This window comes from Chromatiales bacterium, from assembly GCA_014762505.1.
Lineage (GTDB): Bacteria > Pseudomonadota > Gammaproteobacteria > SpSt-1174 > SpSt-1174 > SpSt-1174.
Map to the genome: position 1 here is coordinate 138,028 of JABURS010000043.1, position 18,508 is coordinate 156,535.

The window sequence follows — 18,508 nt, forward strand, 5'->3', positions numbered from 1 at the left end:
GAGAGTCCGGTCATGAACTTCTTCATGCAACGTATGATGGGCGGCAAGGAGGGTGCGGTGGCCTTTGTCATCATTGCTGCCGTGATCCTGGTGCTGTTCCCGCTGTTCCTGGATATCTTCCGCCTGAACCTGGTCGGCAAGTACCTGACCTATGCTTTCGTCGCGGTCGGCCTGGTCATGTGCTGGGGCTATGGTGGCATCCTGAGTCTGGGGCAGGGGGTCTTCTTCGGCCTCGGCGGTTACGCCATGGCCATGTTCCTCAAGCTGGAGGCCTCCAGTCCCGAGGCCACGGCGATCCAGTCGACGCCCGGTATCCCGGATTTCATGGACTGGAACCAGATCACGGCGTTGCCGTGGTTCTGGGAGCCCTTCAACAGCCTCCCGCTGACCATTATCGCGGTCCTGGTGGTGCCCACGATCTTTGCCTTCTTCATCGGCGTGGCCATGTTCAAGCGCCGCGTGGGAGGGGTGTACTTCGCGATCATCACCCAGGCCATCGCGCTGATCCTGACGGTGCTGATCGTCGGCCAGCAGGGCTATACCGGTGGCATCAATGGCATCACCGACCTGCGCACGCTGCTGGGCTGGGATATCCGCGATGATTCGGCCAAGTACATCCTGTACTTCGTCAACGCCTTCCTGCTGCTCGGGGTGATCATGATCGGACGCTTCGTCATCACCTCCAAGCTCGGGCGCCTGCTGGTGGCCATGCGCGATCGCGAGGACCGTGTACGGTTCTCGGGTTATGACGTCTCGGCCTTCAAGATCTTCGTCTTCTGCCTGGCGGCCATGTTCTCGGCCATCGGTGGTGCCATGTTCACCCTGCAGGTGGGTTTCATGTCGCCGTCCTTCGTCGGCATCGTGCCCTCGATCGAGATGGTGATCTTCGCCGCCGTGGGCGGGCGGATGTCGCTGATCGGTGCAGTGTACGGCACGCTGCTGGTCAGTTTCGGCAAGACCTACTTCTCGGAAGTCGCGCCGGAGCTGTGGCTGTTCATGATGGGGGCTCTGTTCATCGCAGTGGTGATGGCCTTCCCGGATGGCCTGGCCGGTGTCTACCAGAAATATCGCAGCAGGCTCTTCGCCCTGGGTGGCCGGATCTGCGCACGGGTGCCGTTCTGCCCGGCCTACAGGGCGCAGACGCCCCGTCCAAGCGAGTCCTGAGATGACCACGACCAAGCGAGGGATTGAGAAATGAGTAGCGATACCGATTTCCTGCTGGCCATCGAGGACCTGACGGTCTCCTTCGACGGCTTCAAGGCCGTGGACGGGCTCAACTTCTACCTGGACGAGGACGAGCTGCACGTCATCATCGGGCCGAACGGGGCTGGCAAGACCACGGTGCTGGACATGATCTGCGGGAAGACGCAGGCAACCTCGGGAAGCATCAAGTTCCGCAACCAGGAGCTGACGAAGTTGTCGGAGCACAAGATCGTGCATGCCGGGGTGGGGCGAAAGTTCCAGAACCCGTCCATTTACGAAAACCTCTCCGTCTTCGAGAACCTGGAGATCTCCTTCCCGCGAGGTCATGGCGTGTTCGGCGCGCTGATGTTCAAGCGTGACGAGGAGGTCGTGAAGCGTGTGGAAGAGATTGCCGGGGAGATCAACCTAGGCGAAGAACTCCATACGCAGGCCGGGCTGCTCAGCCATGGCCAGAAACAGTGGCTGGAGATCGGCATGCTGCTGATCCAGGACCCGCAGCTGCTGATGCTGGATGAGCCGGTGGCGGGCATGAGCGTGAAGGAGCGACAGGATACGGCCGAGTTGTTGCGACGCATCTGCAAGGGGCGCGCCGTGCTGGTCATCGAGCACGACATGGAGTTCGTCAAGTCCATCGCGCACAAGGTCACGGTGTTGCACCAGGGCAAGATTCTTGCCGCCGGCGACATGGATCATGTGCAGAACGATCCCAAAGTCATCGAAGTCTACTTGGGCCACTAGGCCGGGGGCGCGACATGCTGCAAGTATCAGATCTCAAGGTAAGTTACGGCCAGAGCGAGGTGATCCACGGCATCGACCTCAAGGTGGAGATGAACGAGACGGTCGCCGTGATGGGGCGTAACGGCATGGGCAAGACCACGCTGTTCAAGTCGCTGATCGGCGCGCTCTCCACCAGCGGCGGCGATATCAGCCTGGACGGCAGAAGTGTGACCGGAATGGAGAGTTACGAGCGGGTCAAGCATGGTATCGCCTATGTGCCCCAGGGGCGGATGATCTTTCCGACGCTCACCGTGGAAGAGAACATCCGGACCGGGCTCTCCAGTACGGGCAAGCGCAACATACCGGAGGATGTGTTCGCCCTGTTCCCGGTGCTGTGGGACATGCGCAAGCGCAAGGGCGGCAACCTGTCGGGTGGTCAGCAACAGCAGCTGGCTATTGCGCGTGCGCTGGTCACCGACCCCAAGGTGCTGCTGCTCGATGAACCTACCGAGGGCATCCAGCCGTCCATCATCAAGGACATCGCAAACGTCCTCAACGAGATTCGCAAGCTGCGCGAGATCTCGATCATCGTCTCCGAGCAGGTGCTCAGCTTCACCATGGCGATTGCCGATCGCATCATCGTGATCGAGAAAGGGAACTTCATCCGTGAGGACCGGCGCGAGGAAGTCGATGAGGCGCAGATCAGCAAGTATCTCTCGGTATGAACCCCTTCACTCATTCAATACGCAGGAGTCAGAATCATGCGGCACGGTGATATCTCATCGAGCAACGACACGGTCGGTGTGGCCGTCGTCAATTACAAGATGCCCCGCCTGCACACCCGCGCCGAAGTGCTGGACAATGCCCGCAACATCGCGGACATGGTCGTCGGCATGAAGCAGGGGCTGCCGGGGATGGACCTGGTGATCTTTCCCGAGTACTCCACCCACGGGATCATGTACGATCCGAAGGAGATGTACGACACCGCCTCGACCATACCCGGCGAGGAGACCGAGATCTTCGCGGCCGCCTGCCGCAAGGCGAAGACCTGGGGGGTATTCTCCCTCACCGGCGAGCGTCACGAGGATCATCCGAACAAGGCGCCGTACAACACCCTGATCCTGATGAACGATCAGGGCGAGATCGTGCAGAAGTACCGCAAGATCATGCCCTGGTGCCCGGTGGAGGGCTGGTACCCGGGAGACAAGACCTACGTCAGCGAAGGGCCGAAAGGGCTCAAGGTCAGCCTCATCATCTGCGACGACGGCAACTACCCGGAGATCTGGCGTGACTGTGCCATGCGTGGCGCCGAGCTGATCGTGCGCTGCCAGGGATACATGTACCCGTCCAAGGAACAGCAGGTGATCGTGGCCAAGGCCATGGCGTGGATGAACAACAGCTACGTGGCCGTGGCCAATGCCACCGGCTTCGATGGCGTGTATTCCTATTTCGGTCATTCGGCCATCGTCGGCTTCGATGGTCGCACGCTGGGCGAATGTGGCGAAGAGGACTACGGCATCCAGTATGCCGAGCTGTCCGTCTCGCAGATCCGCGATTTTCGCAAGAATGCCCAGTCGCAGAATCACCTGTTCAAGCTGCTGCATCGCGGCTACACGGGCAAGATCAATTCGGGCGAGGGCGATACCGGCGTGGCCGCCTGCCCCTACGAGTTCTACACCAAGTGGATCACCGACCCGGACGCGGCGTGCGAGGATGTCGAGGCCATCACGCGCAAGACGGTCGGCACCGCAGAGTGTCCCATCGAGGGCATTCCCAACGAGGACACGGCCTCCTCGCACCGCTAGGAGACAGTGGCATGGGTCGGTGGGTTATCCCGCCGGCCCATGCCCGTCCGAGGCCGTGCCGGTCGTCCCGCCATGTCTGCCGTCCTGAGGCCGGACAAGTCCGTCGGTCACGGCCTTGCTACGGCAGGCGCCCCTGCCGATCCGCTGCGACGCGCCCGGCTCTTTCTCACGGCGCTCTGGGGTGGCCATCCCGGAGATGACCGGGTGCTGCCGATGGCGCTGCCCGCGCCCCGCCTGACCGAGGGGCGACTCTATCTGTCGCCCACGGTGTCTGCCAATACCGCACGCGCGGCTGCGGCCCATGCCGGGGCACATCTGGCGTATTCCACACAGTGCTTCGACACGGCCGACCTGAAGGCCCGCCAGCGGGAGCTGATCGAGACGGTGGAGGACGCCCGTGTCGAGGCGCTCGCCAGCCGCGAGTTCCCGGGGCTGCGCCGCCTGTGGCATGAGCAGCTTGGCGAGGTGGCGGTCGATGTGCAGGACTTCGACCATCTCCTGCACCGCCTGGCGGTTGCCCTGCTCCTGCCGGATCGCCACGACCCGAATGCCTGGGTGGCCCGGGGGCAGCGTCTGTTCTACGCCGAGCCCGTCCGCTGGGAGGATCCCGGTTTCGCCCGCGAGCTGGGCCTGCTGCTGGCCAGCGATCTGGGCCAGATGCGTATCGCCATGAACGAGGGACGCCCTTTTTCCGTGGCCGCCTACCGCGATGACAATACCCACCTGTGGACCACTGATCGGGCGCTTGCCCGCGAAGCAGGCAGCCCGCAGGCGGTGGATGCCATCGGTGTGCGGTCGGCGCGCCTGCGCGAGACGGATACGGGCGCGAGCCTCTCGCTGGTGGATGGTGCCCGCGCGGATACGGAGACGGGCTATGCCATCCAGCCCGTGACGGAGCAGGCCGCCCTCGAATACCGGGAGGGGGCGGAGGCGTCGCTGTCGACATCGGTACTCGCCTACCCCGAATGGGATTACCGCATCCAGCGCCTCAAGCAGGACTGGGTGCAGGTGCTGGACCGGCGCCCGTCGGCGAGGGCACCGGCCGTGGCCGAAGAGGTGCTGGGGCGTTACCGGTCGGTCATCGAGCGGCTGCACCGCCAGATCGCGGCCGTGCATCACCAGAGTCGCAGACGACTGCGTCGCCAGGTCGAGGGGGACGAGCTCGATCTCGACGGGGTCATCGAGAACCGGATCGCGATGCAGGGTGGCCAGACGCCGGATGGGCGGGTCTACATGCGGCATCACCTGCACTCCGAACAGGAGCTGGCGCTGCTGGTGTTGCTGGATCTCTCCGCGTCGACCCGGGACGCCTTGCGCGAGGCCCCCGAGCGCAGCGTGCTCGATGTCACGCGCGAGGCGGCCATCGTGCTGGCCGACGCCCTGAGCCGGCTCGGTCATCGCTTTGCGATCCACGGGTTCAATTCCGACGGTCGTCAGGCGCTGCATTACCAGCGGTTGCTGGATTTCGACGAGCCCTACGGGGCCGAACAGGTGGCGCGGCTCGGCGCCATGCAGGGCGAGTTCTCCACGCGCATGGGGGCGGCGATCCGTCACGCCACCCGCTGCCTGGCGGCGCAGCCGGCGGCACACCGCCTGCTGCTCGTCATCACCGACGGCGCACCCTCGGATATCGACGTGCACGACCCGCGCCTGCTCATCGAGGATGCCCACCATGCCGTGGTCGATGCCCTGGGTCATGACCTCCTGCCCTACTGCCTCAGTCTCGATGCCGAGGCCGATGCCTACGTCACCCACATCTTCGGCGCCCATCGCCATGCGGTGATGCAGCGCGTGACCGATCTGCCGCGCCATCTGCCGGAGGTGTATTTCCGGCTGGTCCGGCGCTATCTGGGGTGACTAAGAGTCGCAGGTCGCGTGCTCGATGCCGGTGCGCGTGCGGGGCGCATGTCACGTAATGGTGCGCGATCGGGCGCCGCATCTGCGCCAGACGGGTGCCCCGTGGTGATGGTGTGTGCTGGTACGCGCCTTGCATTGGGGCAGGTATGGAGGCGCTTTCCCTACAGGAGGTCGTGCCGGTGCGTCACTGGCGGGCGCGGCTGGAGGTCGACTTTGGCGTGCGGGCCGGGCGCACGGTACCGGTGCGTCGCGTGCACAGCGGACCGCTGGTCGTGCAGCGGCCGTTCTATCCCGAGGGCGGGGTCTGCCACCTGTACCTGCTGCACCCGCCCGGTGGGCTGGTGGGCGGCGATGCGCTGGAGGTCGGTCTGGCCGTGGCGCCGCAGGCCCATGCGCTGGTCACCACACCCGGGGCGACCAAGTTCTATCGCAGCAACGGCCTGGAGGCCTCGCAGACGCAGCACCTGCGCGTGGGCAGCAACGCAGCGCTGGAGTGGCTGCCGCAGGAGACGATCGGTTTCGATGGTGCCAAGGCGCGTACGCACTGCCGCGTGGAACTCGAGGACGGTGCGCGCTTCATCGGCTGGGAGACCCTGGTCCCTGGGCGCCCGGCGGGTGGACATCTGTTTCGCACCGGCTGTCTGCGCCAGCGCCTGGAGCTCTGGCGCGGGGACGAGCCGCTCGTCGTCGATGCCTTGACCCTCGATGGCGACGGTGGGCTGCTGCACGCTGCCGCGGGACTGTCGGGCAGACGCTGTCTGGCCACCCTGCTTGCCACGCCGGTGACGCGCGAGCTGCTGGAGGCGGTGCGCACGCAGGTCGCCGCGCCCGACAGTGCGCAGCTTGGCATCACGCTCATCGACGACCTGCTGGTCTGCCGTTATCTCGGCGACGAGGCACTGGCGGCGCGCGCGGTCTTCGAGCGGATCTGGGCGCTGCTGCGACCGGCCCTGCTGGGCCGTCCCGCCTGCACGCCGCGCATCTGGCGCACCTGAGACATCCGATCAATTACGCAAGGCACGGAGACAGACGATGGAACTCTCGCCAAGGGAAAAAGACAAGCTGGTGCTGTTCACGGCAGGCCTGCTGGCCGAGCGGCGCAAGGCGCGCGGGCTCAAGCTCAACTACCCGGAGGCGGTGGCCTTCATCTCCTGCGCCATCATGGAAGGTGCACGCGAGGGACGCAGTGTGGCCGAGCTCATGGGCTTTGGTGCCACGCTGCTCACTCGCGAGGACGTGATGGACGGGGTGCCGGAGATGATCGACGAGGTGCAGGTGGAGGCGACGTTTCCCGATGGCACCAAGCTCGTCACCGTGCACCAGCCCATCGTCTAGGAGACGCAGATGATTCCCGGAGAACTGCTGCCGGCCGACGGCGAGATCGAACTCAACGCGGGGCGCGATACGTGCCGCCTCACCGTGGCCAACACCGGCGACCGGCCCATCCAGGTCGGCTCGCATTACCACTTCTACGAGACCAATCCCGCCCTCGAGTTTGAACGCGAGGCGGCGCGCGGCTTTCGCCTGAACATCCCCGCCGGTACCGCGGTGCGTTTCGAGCCCGGGCAGTCGCGCGAGGTGGAACTCGTCGCCTACGCCGGCGCGCGCCGGGTGTACGGCTTTCGCGGCGCGGTGATGGGCGCACTCGAGGAGGGGGCATCATGACCCGGATCACGAGACAGGCCTATGCCGAGATGTACGGCCCGACCACGGGCGATCGCCTGCGCCTCGCCGACACCGAACTCGTCATCGAGGTCGAGGCCGATCACACGGTCTACGGCGACGAGGTGAAGTTCGGTGGCGGCAAGGTGATCCGCGACGGCATGGGCCAGGGACAGCGGGTGGCCGCCGAGGTGGTGGATGTCGTCATCACCAACGCGCTGATCCTCGATCACTGGGGCATCGTGAAGGCCGACATCGGCATCAAGAACGGACGTATCGCCGGCATCGGCAAGGCCGGCAACCCGGACGTGCAGCCCGATGTGAACATCGTGGTCGGCCCCGGCACCGAGGCCATCGCGGGCGAGGGCCAGATCCTCACCGCCGGCGGCATCGATGCCCACATCCATTTCATCTGCCCGCAGCAGGTGGAGGAGGCGATGATGTCCGGCGTCACCACCATGCTCGGCGGCGGCACGGGGCCGGCCACCGGTACCAATGCCACCACCTGCACGCCCGGTCCGTGGAACATCCATCGCATGCTGCAGGCGGCGGACAGCCTGCCCGTGAATCTCGGCTTCCTCGGCAAGGGCAACGCCAGCCTGCCGGAGCCGCTGCGCGAGCAGGTGGCCGCCGGCGCCATCGGGCTGAAGCTGCATGAGGACTGGGGCACCACGCCCGCGGCCATCGACAACTGCCTGAGCGTGGCCGAGGAGATGGACGTGCAGGTGGCGATCCATACCGACACCTTGAACGAATCGGGCTTCGTCGAGGACACGCTGGCCGCGCTCAAGGGTCGCGTGATCCACACCTACCACACCGAGGGCGCCGGTGGCGGGCACGCACCCGACATCATCCGCGCGGCCGGCGAGGCCAACGTGCTGCCGTCCTCCACCAACCCGACGCGACCCTACACGGTGAACACGGTGGACGAGCACCTGGACATGCTCATGGTCTGCCATCACCTGGACCCGGCCATCGCCGAGGACGTGGCCTTCGCCGAGTCGCGCATCCGCCGCGAGACCATCGCCGCCGAGGACATCCTGCACGACCTCGGCGCCTTCTCCATGATCTCCTCCGATTCGCAGGCCATGGGCCGTGTCGGCGAGGTGATCACGCGCACCTGGCAGACCGCGCACAAGATGAAGGTGCAGCGCGGTGCGCTCGCCGGCGACAGCGCGCGCAACGACAACCTGCGCGCCCGACGCTACATCGCCAAGTACACCATCAACCCGGCCATCACCCACGGCATCGCGCACGAGGTCGGATCGGTGGAAGTGGGCAAGCTCGCCGACCTGGTGCTGTGGAAGCCGGCCTTCTTCGGGGCCAAGCCCTCGCTCATCATCAAGGGCGGCATGATCGTGGCCGCGCCCATGGGCGATCCCAATGCCTCCATCCCCACGCCGCAGCCGGTGCATTACCGCACCATGTTCGGCGCGCTCGGTGCCGCGCGCCATGCCACGCGCCTGACCTTCCTCTCGCAGGCGGCGCAGGCCGCCGGCATCCACGAGCAGCTCGCACTGGCCTCGCGCATCGGCGTGGTGAAGGACACGCGCAGCGTGCGCAAGGCCGACATGGTGCACAACGCCTGGCAGCCGCAGATCGAGGTCGACCCGCAGACCTACGAGGTACGCGCCGACGGCGAACTGCTCATCTGCGAGCCGGCCGTGGAGCTGCCGCTCGCCCAACGCTATTTCCTGTTCTGAGGCCGGCCATGCTGCACATCCACGAACGCATCGAGACACCGGACGAGACCCCTGCGCTCACCCTGACCCTGCCCTTCGACCAGCGGCAGAAGAGCCGCTTTCGCGCCACGCTCGACGATGGCAGCGAGGTGGCCGTGCAGCTGCCGCGCGGCACGGTGCTGCGCGGGGGTGACGTGCTGCGCGCGGCGGACGGCCGGCTCGTGAGCGTGCGTGCCGCCGACGAGGCGGTCTCCACGGTGGCGGCCGACGATGCACGTCTGCTGGCACGCGCGGCCTATCACCTGGGCAACCGGCACATGCCGCTGGAGGTCGGCGACGGCTGGCTGCGCTACCAGCACGATCACGTGCTGGACGACATGGTCGCCGCGCTCGGTCTCCTGGTGCGTTTCGAACAGGCCCCCTTCGAGCCCGAGGCCGGCGCCTACGCCGGTGGTCACGGTCATCACCACAGTCATCACCACGGCGGGCATCACGCGACACAGCATGAACATGGACACGCCCACGAGCACTAGCCAGCTGCGCCTCTGGCAGCTGATCAGTCCCGCGCTGCCGGTGGGCGCCTATGCCTATTCCGGCGGGCTGGAATACGCCATCGACGCCGGCTGGGTGAGGACGCGTGAGGCCGTGCAGGACTGGATCGGCGTGCAGCTGCGCGAGGTGCAGGCGCGGCTCGACGTGCCCGTGTTCCTGCGTCTGCACGCCGCCTGCGCCGCGGGGGACGCGCCCGGCCAGCGCCGCTGGGACGCCCTGCTGCGCGCCAGTCGCGAGACCGCCGAGCTGCGCGCCGAGGATGCGCAGCTGGGGGCGGCGTTGCTGCGCCTGCTCGTGGACCTCGATATCCGGCCGGCGGCAGCACCCGATACGCCCGCGCCGACCTTTGCCCTGGCCTTCGCACTGGCAGCCGTGCACTGGGGCATCGAGGCACGCGCGGCGGCCGAAGGGCTGCTCTGGGCCTGGTGCGAGAACCAGGTGGCGGCGGCGGTCAAGCTCGTGCCCCTGGGCCAGACCGACGGGCAGCGCCTGCTGCTGGCCCTGAGCGGGGACATCGGCGCGGCCGTGACGCGCGGCCTGACCATCGAGGACGAGGCCATCGGCGCCTCGGCCCCCGGCGTGGCCCTGGCCAGCTCCCTGCACGAGACGCAATACACCCGCCTGTTCCGGTCCTGACCGGCAGGCGCATGATCAGACACGGACAACGGAGCGAGACATGAACCCGGACAAGGCACTGCGCGTGGGCATCGGCGGACCGGTGGGCTCGGGCAAGACGGCACTGGTCGAGGCCCTGTGCAAGGCCATGCGCGATCATTACCAGATCGCCGTGGTCACCAACGACATCTACACCCAGGAGGACGCCCGGTTCCTGCAGCACCACGGCGCACTGGAGGAAGGGCGCATCATCGGCGTGGAGACCGGCGGCTGTCCGCACACGGCCATCCGCGAGGATGCCTCCATCAACCTCGCCGCCGTGGCCGAACTCAACCGGCGCTTCGCCGGCCTCGACGTGGTCTTCATCGAGAGCGGCGGCGACAACCTGAGCGCCACCTTCAGTCCCGAGCTCTCCGATCTCACCATCTACGTCATCGACGTCTGCGCCGGCGACAAGATCCCGCGCAAGGGCGGGCCCGGCATCACCCGCTCCGACCTGCTGGTGATCAACAAGACCGAGCTCGCGCCCCATGTCGGGGCCTCGCTGGAGGTGATGGACCGCGATGCGCGCCGCATGCGCGGCGACAAACCCTTCGTCTTCGCCAACGTGCGCGACGGCCAGGGACTGCCGGCCATCATCGATTTCATCATCGAACAGGGCGTGCTGCCGCGTCGCGCCGCCTGAGGGCAGACGCGCACCAGTCTGGTGCGCGCGTACGGTGCATGCGCCGGCATCGCGCACCGCGCTTGGGCAAAACGCCCCCTGATCACCGCATCGCGGGCCATTTTGCAGCGTGAATCACACATGGCACGCATCCTGCAATTTCTCCCATGACGCTTAACCCGTTCAGGTGTTCCGGGCCAAGCAGACAGCCGGGACGACGGCTTACGCAATGTGTGCACAGGAGAACCAACCCATGAAGCTAGTAACTGCAATCATTAAGCCCTTCAAGCTCGATGATGTGCGCGAATCCCTCTCCGAGATCGGTGTGCAGGGCATCACCGTGACCGAGGTAAAGGGCTTTGGCCGTCAGAAGGGTCACACCGAACTGTATCGCGGCGCCGAGTATGTCGTGGACTTCCTGCCGAAGGTGAAGCTGGAAGTGGCGATCGACGACGGCCTGGTCGATCAGGTCATCGAGGCCATCACCAAGTCGGCCAATACCGGCAAGATCGGCGACGGCAAGATCTTCGTCTATCCGCTTGAGCAGGCCATTCGCATCCGCACGGGCGAATCCGGCCCCGATGCGCTGTAAACGAACTCTGGTTAGCGGAGGAATCTAACGTGGAAAACCAAATCTTCGAACTGCAATACGCACTCGATACCTTCTACTTCCTGGTATCGGGCGCCCTGGTCATGTGGATGGCCGCCGGCTTCGCCATGCTCGAATCCGGTCTGGTCCGCTCCAAGAGCACGACCGAGATCCTCACCAAGAACGTCGCGCTGTACTCCATCGCCTGCATCATGTACCTGATCGTTGGTTACGACATCATGTATGACGGCGGCTGGTTCGTCTCCAGCGCGGTGGTCGGCGACAGCTACGTCGCGGATACCCTGGCCGCCTCGGCCGAGGCCGGCTTCGACGGCGACTCGGTCTACTCCGGCGCCTCGGACTTCTTCTTCCAGGTGGTGTTCGTCGCCACGGCCATGTCCATCATCTCCGGTGCGGTGGCCGAGCGCATGAAGCTCTGGGCCTTCCTGCTGTTCGCGGTGGTCATGACCGGCTTCATCTATCCGATGGAAGGCGGCTGGACCTGGGGTGGCAATGACGTGTTCGGCATGTTCAACCTGGGTGACGCCGGCTTCTCCGACTTCGCCGGTTCCGGCATCGTGCACATGGCCGGTGCGGCCGCCGCCCTGGCCGGTGTGCTGCTGCTGGGCGCCCGTAAAGGCAAGTACGGCCCGAACGGCGAGATCCACGCCATCCCCGGTGCCAACCTGCCGCTGGCGACCCTGGGTACCTTCATCCTGTGGATGGGCTGGTTCGGCTTCAACGGCGGTTCCGTGCTGAAGCTGGGTGACATCGCCTCCGCCAACGCCGTGGCCATGGTGTTCCTCAACACCAACGCCGCTGCCGCCGCCGGTGCCGTCGCCGCCCTGATCGTCGCCCGCCTGATGTTCGGCAAGGCCGACCTCACCATGACGCTGAACGGCGCCCTGGCCGGTCTGGTGGCGATCACCGCCGAGCCCTCCACGCCCACCCCGCTGCTGGCCTCCGTCTTCGGTGCCGTCGCGGGTACCATCGTGGTGTTCTCCATCATCGCCCTGGACAAGCTCAAGATCGACGATCCGGTCGGTGCGATCTCGGTGCACGGTGTGGTGGGTCTGCTCGGCCTGCTGCTGGTGCCGCTCACCAACGACGGTGCCTCCTTCGGCGGCCAGATCCTCGGTGCGCTCACCATCTTCATCTGGGTGTTCGTGGCCTCCCTGATCGTCTGGTTCATCATCAAGATGATCATGGGTCTGCGCATCTCCGAGGAAGACGAGTACGCCGGTGCCGACTTCTCCGAATGCGGTATGGAAGCCTACCCGGAGTTCACCGGCAGCAAGAAGTAACATCTGCCTTGACCAAGGTAGTCAGCACAGACGGGCCCTTCGGGGCCCGTCTTCTTTTTGGTTCGTTGTCCGTGGTTCGTTGTCCGTTGTAAAGGCGTAGGGCGCAAGCAAGGGGATGACGAATGTCGGACAACGGACCACCCAGTTGCATCCCCCGACCCCAACCCGCTACCGTTGGCCTCTTCTCACTCCACGAGCCACCGCTGCACCACATGTTCAAGGCCATCGATCTGAAGACCGCCCTCTTCGGCCCCGTGAGCTTCGCGGTCGCGGCGGGCGAGTGCCTGGTGCTGCGCGGGCCGTCGGGGGCGGGCAAGTCGCAGCTGTTGCGGGCGCTGGCGGATCTCGATCCCAGCGAGGGCGAGGTGTGGCTGGAGGGCGTCGAGCGGCGGGCCATGCCGGTGACGGCCTGGCGGCGGGCGGTGGGTCTGCTGCCGGCCGAGGCGGCCTGGTGGCACGAGACCGTGGGTGCGCACTTCGCCGAGCCCGCGGCGGTGGATGTCGCGGCGCTGGGCTTCCGCCCGGGGGTGATGGACTGGGAGGTCACGCGTCTGTCCAGTGGCGAGCGCCAGCGACTGGCGCTGCTGCGGGTGCTCGCCAACCGGCCGCGCGTGCTGCTGCTGGATGAGCCCACCGCCAATCTGGACGACGACAACGCGGCGCGCGTGGAGGCGCTGGTGCGCACCTATCTCAAGGAACACGGCGCCTGTGCGCTGTGGGTGAGCCACGACCCGGCGGAGGTGCGGCGCATGGCCGACCAGGTGCTGGTGCTCGATGCCCGCGGCGAGGGCCAGGCGGCATGAGCGGGGTCGCGTCATGAACATGGAACAGCTCTCCGTCGTCGAGCTCGGCATCGCCGCGGCCCTGGTCGTGGTCCTGGCCGTGACCAATCTCGTCCTCGGGCTGGGGCAGGCGCGCAGCCTGCTGGTGGCGGCCGTACGCGCCACGGTGCAGCTGCTGCTGGTCGGCCTGGTGCTGAAGTTCGTCTTCGACGTGGGCCACTGGGGCTGGGTGGCGCTGATCGGCCTGTTCATGCTGGCCATGGCCGGTTACGAGGTGCTGGCGCGGCAGAAGCGGCGCTTCGCCGGGGTCTGGGGCTACGGCGTGGGCGCGGTGTCCATGTTCGTCTCCTCCTTCAGCGTGACCCTGCTGGCGCTCCTGGTGATCGTCGCGCCCACGCCCTGGTACGAGCCGCAGTACGCCATCCCGCTGCTCGGCATGATCCTCGGCAACACCATGACCGGCATCGCGGTGGCCATGGAGCGGCTGACCGACGCGGCCTGGCGGCAGCGCCGCGAGATCGAGGGACGGCTGCTGACGGGGGTGACCTGGGCGCAGGCGATTGCCGAGCCGCGCAGGGACGCCGCACGGGCCGGGCTCACGCCCATCATCAATGCCATGGCGGCCTCGGGCGTGGTGAGCCTGCCCGGGATGATGACCGGCCAGATCCTGGCCGGTGCGCCGCCGGTGGAGGCGGTGAAGTACCAGATCATGATCCTGTTCCTGATCGCGGTGGGCACGGGCTTCGGCGTGCTGGCGGCCCTGTGGCTGGCCTCGCGGCGCCTGTTCGACGAGCGCCAGCGGCTGCGGCTGGACCGCCTGCAGGCGCGGGCCTGACCGGGCCGGCATGAAAAAGGCCCCGGTCGCCCGGGGCCTTTTCGTCTGGCGAGGGGACGGCCTCAGCCCATCAGCTTCTTCAGCATGAAGTTCGGCGTCGCGCAGGCGGCGCGGTGCACCGCGGCGTTGTAGTACTCGGTGGCAAACGGCAGCTCCTCGGCCTGCTCCTCGCGGCTGAACATCACCGGCATGTCCTTGCAGGCCAGGGTGGCGCTCCACCAGCCGCTCGGGTACAGCGGCTGCGGGAAGGTGATGGTCATGACGTCGAGAAAGCCCGCCGCGCGCATCATGTCGTGCATGGGCCGGATGATGCGGTCGGTGTGATACAGCGGCGACTCGCTCTGCTGCACCACCAGGCCGTTTGGCGCCAGCGCCCGGTGCACGTCCTCGAAGAAGGGGCGTGAGAACAGGCCCTCGGCCGGACCCACCGGGTCGGTGCTGTCGACGATGACCACGTCCACCGAGCCGGGCGCCAGGTCCTTCACGTACTTGATGCCGTCATCCCACAGCAGCGTGGCGCGCGGGTCGCCGTTGGACTCGCAGAGCTCGGGGAAGTACTGTTCGGAGAGGCGCGTGACGCGTTCGTCGATGTCCACCTGCACGGCCGACTCGATGCCCGGGTGCTTGAGCACCTCGCGCAGGGTGCCGCAGTCGCCACCGCCGATGATGACCACGCGCTTCGGGTTCGGGTGGCTGAACAGCACCGGGTGGCTCATCATCTCGTGGTAGAGGAAATTGTCGTAGGTCGAGACCATGGTGCAGCCATCGATGATCATGAGCTTGCCGTAGGTCTCGGTGTCATAGATCTCGATCTTCTGGAAGGGCGTCTGTTCCTCGTGCAGTTTCGCCTTGATCTTCAGCGAAAACGCCGAACCCTCGGCGGCGTGGATTTCGGTGAACCAGCGATCATCCAGAGACATGCGAAACGCTCCCCTATGGCGGTGGGCAAAAACGGTATTATACGCACGACATCCCGGCGGCGGGCCACCGTCGCCCCAATCTCAAGGTCAGGCAGATGACAGACTGGACACTCGACAGGTCCCGGCAGCTCTACGGCATCGACAACTGGAGCGGTGGCTATTTCACCGTCAACGAGGCGGGTCACGTGGCCATGCGTGCACGGCGCGACGCCGCCCCCGCGGTGGACCTCTACCGCCTGGCCGGCGAGCTACGCGAAGAACAGGGGCTGCGCCTGCCGGCCCTGGTGCGCTTCGAGGACGTGCTGCACGACCGTGTCGACACACTGTGCAGCGCCTTCGACCAGGCCATGGACGAGGTGGACTACCGGGGCGGCTACACCGCCGTCTATCCCATCAAGGTCAACCAGCAGCGCAGCGTGGTGGCGCAGATCCTCGCCCACGGCGGCAGCCGCGTGGGCCTGGAGGCGGGCAGCAAGCCGGAGCTCCTGGCGGTGCTGGCGCTGGCGCGTCCCGGCGGCGTGATCGTCTGCAACGGCTACAAGGACCGCGAGTACCTGCGCCTGGCGCTGCTCGGCCGCCTGCTCGGCCAGCGCATCTACATCGTGGTGGAAAAGCCCTCCGAGCTCGAACTCGTCATCCAGGAGGCGCGCGACCTGGGCGTGCGCCCCCTGCTGGGCATGCGCGTGCGCCTGGCCTCCATCGGCGCCGGCAAGTGGCAGAACACGGGGGGCGAGAAGGCCAAGTTCGGGCTCTCCGCCGCCCAGGCCCTGCGCCTGCTGCACCGCCTGCGCGAGGAGGACATGCTGGACTGCATGGGCCTGCTGCACTTTCACATGGGCTCGCAGATCGCCAACATCCGCGACATCCAGCGCGGCATGCGCGAGGCCGCACGCTTCTACCAGGAGCTGCGCCGCCTGGGCGCCGACATCCGCGTGGTGGACGTGGGCGGCGGGCTCGGCATCGACTACGAGGGCACGCGTTCGCGCCACTACTGCTCCATGAACTACAGCGTGCAGGAATACGCGCGCAACATCGTGCGCACCCTGCACGAGACCTGCGAGGAACACGGCCTGCCGCATCCCGAGGTCTTCACCGAGTCCGGCCGCGCCATGACGGCGCACCATGCCGTGCTCATCACCAATGTCACGGACATCGAGCGCCTGGGCATGGACGAGCCTGCCCCGCCGACCGAGTCGGGCGAACCGGCCATCCTGCAGGACCTGTGGGCGCTGTACGAGAATGCCGGGGGCGTCTCGCCCACCGAGGTCTACCACGACGCGGCCCACTGGCTCACCGAGGCGCAGTCCATGTATGCCCATGGCGTGTTCACGCTGGAGCAGCGGGCACGCGCCGAGGAGCTCTATTTCGCCATCTGCCGCCGCCTGCTCGAGGGCATGGAGGGGCAGAGCCGGGTGCAGCGCGAGATCCGCGACGAGCTCAACGAGAAGCTGGCCGACAAGTACTTCTGCAATTTCTCCGTGTTCCAGTCCATCCCGGACGTGTGGGCCATCGAGCAGATCTTCCCCATCATGCCGCTCAACCGGCTGGAACAGCGGCCCACGCGGCGCGCCGTGCTGCAGGACCTGACCTGCGACTCGGACGGACGCATCGACCGCTACGTGGAGGACGACGGCATCGAGCCCACCCTGCCGCTGCATGCCGTGGGGCCGGAGGAGGACTACCTCATCGGCATCTTCCTGGTGGGCGCCTACCAGGAGATCCTGGGCGACCTGCACAACCTGTTCGGTGATACCGACTCGATCAACGTGGCACTCACCGATGACGGCTACCGCCTGGTGGAGCCCGAGTACGGCGATACCGTCGACGAGCTGCTGCGCTACGTGCACTTCGACACCGACGCCCTGCTGGCAGCGCTGAAGGACAAGGTCGATGCGCTCGCCATCGATGCCGACAAGCGCCAGCTGCTGGTGGAAGAGCTCAAGGCCGGTCTCGAGGGATACACCTATCTCGAGGACTGAGGGGTGCAGGACCGCACAGCTTCATCCCTGAAGGGTGGTGTGCGTGGCATGATTCTGGTATTACCGTTGGGTCATTCGCCGGATTTCATCGGGCGTGCAATACAAAGGGATGGGGAATGAACGACACGCTGGTCAATATCGTCGCCTGGGCGGGCATCGCCGTCTTCGTGCTGGGCAATCTCATGATCGCCTCCTCGGCCTACCGGCGCGGCCTGATCATGGGCCTGATCGGCCTGGTCCCGGTGGTCAACTTCTACTATGTCGCCTCCGCCTGGACCGAGAACAAGACCCGCAACGGCTTCCTGCTGCTGGTGGCCGGTGCCCTGGCCGTGGCCGTGGCCTTCTACGGCGGGGCCGACGAGGCCGTGAGCCAGACGGCCAAGCGGGTCGGGGGCGAGGTCGGCGTCGAGGTGCCGGAGATCAGGATGCCGGTCAAGGCGAAGGGCGAGGTCGAGGCCCCGAATAAGGCCGAGGTCGAGGCCGCCGGCATCGATACCAGCGAGTCGGTGCTGGAGCGCTCCGATTTCATCGAGGGCTTCGAGATCCAGCCGCTGCCGCCGGAGGACGTGCAGTCCATCCCCGTCGAGACGGTCAAGCGTCTGTGGTACCCCGTTTGCCCGGCCGACCTGCCGGGGCGCGAGGCCAAGCCGCTGCGCCTGAAGACGAAGGACGGCAAGGTGGTGGAAGGGCGGCTCGCCGCGGCGGGTGACATCTCGCTGAGCATCGAGCAGTTCGTGCAGGGCGGCATCGTGAATTTCGAGTACCGCTACAGCGAGCTCGAACGCATCGAGGTCTACGAGCGCGAACGCGGGCCGGTGCCGGCCTCGCTGGACTGCACCCCGCCACCGCCGCCCCCGGCACCCGAGGAGGCCTCCCCGGCCGCCGAGCCGGCCCCGGCGCCCGCCGAACCGGTCTCCGCCCCGGTGGTGCTGCCGCCGCCGGCGCCCAGCGAGTAACGGGCGGCGTCCCTGCGACCGACAGGCCGGGGCCCGACAGGCCGGGCGATTCGCGCTAGAATGCCCGGCCTCTGATCAACCGCTTCGGGTCCAGCCACATGCAAGTCTATGTCTACCGCAGCACGCTGCGGGCCGATACCTATCTCTATCTGCCGGAAAAGGACGTCTTCGACGGGCTGCCCGAGGGGCTGCTCAAGCTCTTCGGCACCCCGGTCTTCGCACTGGAGTTCGAGCTCACGCCCGGGCGCCGGCTCGCCCAGGAAGATCCGGCGAAGGTGCGGGAGAACCTCGAACAGCAGGGTTTCCATCTGCAGATGCCGCCCGCCCCCGGCCAGCCCACGGCCGAGGAACTGCTGGCCCGCCTCGTCAACAGCTGAGCGTCCCGG

At 66.7% G+C, this 18,508-nt stretch carries 20 protein-coding genes; 19 read left to right on the forward strand and 1 reads right to left on the reverse strand.

Going from position 1 to position 18,508, the window contains the following annotated elements; genetic code table 11:
* Nucleotides 1-12 precede the first annotated feature (12 nt).
* The 16 genes from urtC (at nt 13) to fetB (ending at nt 14,267) form a co-directional block, all read left to right on the forward strand.
* Entirely contained in the window at nt 13-1,164 is a 1,152-nt protein-coding gene (gene urtC, locus HUJ28_12430) for an urea ABC transporter permease subunit UrtC (GenBank protein MBD3620268.1), read from the forward strand.
* 30 nt (nt 1,165-1,194) lie between these two features.
* Nucleotides 1,195-1,941, forward strand: coding sequence for an urea ABC transporter ATP-binding protein UrtD (gene urtD, locus HUJ28_12435; protein MBD3620269.1), 747 nt, complete (start codon nt 1,195-1,197; stop codon nt 1,939-1,941).
* 14 nt (nt 1,942-1,955) lie between these two features.
* Entirely contained in the window at nt 1,956-2,645 is a 690-nt protein-coding gene (gene urtE / locus HUJ28_12440; GenBank protein ID MBD3620270.1) for an urea ABC transporter ATP-binding subunit UrtE, read from the forward strand.
* Nucleotides 2,646-2,681: 36 nt separating this feature from the next.
* Complete coding sequence (locus tag HUJ28_12445; GenBank protein ID MBD3620271.1) at nt 2,682-3,725, forward strand: aliphatic amidase; 1,044 nt, start codon at nt 2,682-2,684, stop codon at nt 3,723-3,725.
* A 72-nt stretch (nt 3,726-3,797) separates the two neighbouring features.
* Nucleotides 3,798-5,582 (forward strand): hypothetical protein, encoded by a 1,785-nt coding sequence (locus HUJ28_12450; GenBank protein ID MBD3620272.1) that lies wholly within the window; start codon nt 3,798-3,800, stop codon nt 5,580-5,582.
* Between the two features lie 146 nt (nt 5,583-5,728).
* Nucleotides 5,729-6,577, forward strand: coding sequence for an urease accessory protein UreD (locus tag HUJ28_12455; GenBank protein ID MBD3620273.1), 849 nt, complete (start codon nt 5,729-5,731; stop codon nt 6,575-6,577).
* A 37-nt stretch (nt 6,578-6,614) separates the two neighbouring features.
* Nucleotides 6,615-6,917, forward strand: coding sequence for an urease subunit gamma (gene ureA, locus HUJ28_12460; protein MBD3620274.1), 303 nt, complete (start codon nt 6,615-6,617; stop codon nt 6,915-6,917).
* A 9-nt stretch (nt 6,918-6,926) separates the two neighbouring features.
* On the forward strand, nt 6,927-7,247 hold the full coding sequence (locus tag HUJ28_12465; GenBank protein MBD3620275.1) for an urease subunit beta: 321 nt from the start codon (nt 6,927-6,929) through the stop codon (nt 7,245-7,247).
* Nucleotides 7,244-8,947: an urease subunit alpha gene (ureC, locus tag HUJ28_12470; GenBank protein ID MBD3620276.1), complete on the forward strand. Its 1,704-nt coding sequence runs from the start codon at nt 7,244-7,246 to the stop codon at nt 8,945-8,947. The genes HUJ28_12465 and ureC overlap by 4 nt, the downstream gene beginning before the upstream one ends.
* A gap of 8 nt (nt 8,948-8,955) precedes the next feature.
* Nucleotides 8,956-9,459, forward strand: a complete 504-nt coding sequence (gene ureE, locus HUJ28_12475) for an urease accessory protein UreE (GenBank protein MBD3620277.1) — start codon at nt 8,956-8,958, stop codon at nt 9,457-9,459.
* Nucleotides 9,431-10,114 carry an urease accessory protein UreF gene (locus HUJ28_12480; GenBank protein ID MBD3620278.1) on the forward strand — a complete coding sequence of 228 codons (684 nt, stop codon included), beginning with the start codon at nt 9,431-9,433 and terminating at the stop codon, nt 10,112-10,114. Before ureE ends, HUJ28_12480 begins: the two co-directional genes overlap by 29 nt.
* Nucleotides 10,115-10,154: 40 nt before the next feature.
* Entirely contained in the window at nt 10,155-10,778 is a 624-nt protein-coding gene (gene ureG, locus HUJ28_12485) for an urease accessory protein UreG (protein MBD3620279.1), read from the forward strand.
* A gap of 232 nt (nt 10,779-11,010) precedes the next feature.
* Nucleotides 11,011-11,349: a P-II family nitrogen regulator gene (glnK, locus tag HUJ28_12490; GenBank protein ID MBD3620280.1), complete on the forward strand. Its 339-nt coding sequence runs from the start codon at nt 11,011-11,013 to the stop codon at nt 11,347-11,349.
* A 29-nt stretch (nt 11,350-11,378) separates the two neighbouring features.
* Complete coding sequence (locus HUJ28_12495) at nt 11,379-12,650, forward strand: ammonium transporter (GenBank protein MBD3620281.1); 1,272 nt, start codon at nt 11,379-11,381, stop codon at nt 12,648-12,650.
* Nucleotides 12,651-12,862: 212 nt separating this feature from the next.
* Nucleotides 12,863-13,453, forward strand: coding sequence for an ATP-binding cassette domain-containing protein (locus HUJ28_12500; protein ID MBD3620282.1), 591 nt, complete (start codon nt 12,863-12,865; stop codon nt 13,451-13,453).
* A gap of 13 nt (nt 13,454-13,466) precedes the next feature.
* A complete protein-coding gene (gene fetB, locus HUJ28_12505; GenBank protein MBD3620283.1) occupies nt 13,467-14,267 on the forward strand; it encodes an iron export ABC transporter permease subunit FetB in 801 nt (266 codons plus the stop codon).
* Nucleotides 14,268-14,329: 62 nt separating this feature from the next.
* Here the strand turns inward: fetB and speE are convergent, their stop codons facing one another.
* Nucleotides 14,330-15,187: a polyamine aminopropyltransferase gene (speE, locus tag HUJ28_12510; protein MBD3620284.1), complete on the reverse strand. Its 858-nt coding sequence runs from the start codon at nt 15,185-15,187 to the stop codon at nt 14,330-14,332.
* Between the two features lie 95 nt (nt 15,188-15,282).
* On the opposite strand from speE, the gene speA reads away from it, so the two are divergent.
* From speA to HUJ28_12525, 3 genes are all read left to right on the forward strand, one after another.
* Nucleotides 15,283-17,166: a biosynthetic arginine decarboxylase gene (speA, locus tag HUJ28_12515; GenBank protein MBD3620285.1), complete on the forward strand. Its 1,884-nt coding sequence runs from the start codon at nt 15,283-15,285 to the stop codon at nt 17,164-17,166.
* A 116-nt stretch (nt 17,167-17,282) separates the two neighbouring features.
* Complete coding sequence (locus HUJ28_12520; GenBank protein MBD3620286.1) at nt 17,283-18,122, forward strand: hypothetical protein; 840 nt, start codon at nt 17,283-17,285, stop codon at nt 18,120-18,122.
* Nucleotides 18,123-18,220: 98 nt separating this feature from the next.
* Entirely contained in the window at nt 18,221-18,499 is a 279-nt protein-coding gene (locus HUJ28_12525; protein ID MBD3620287.1) for a YcgL domain-containing protein, read from the forward strand.
* Nucleotides 18,500-18,508 lie beyond the last annotated feature (9 nt).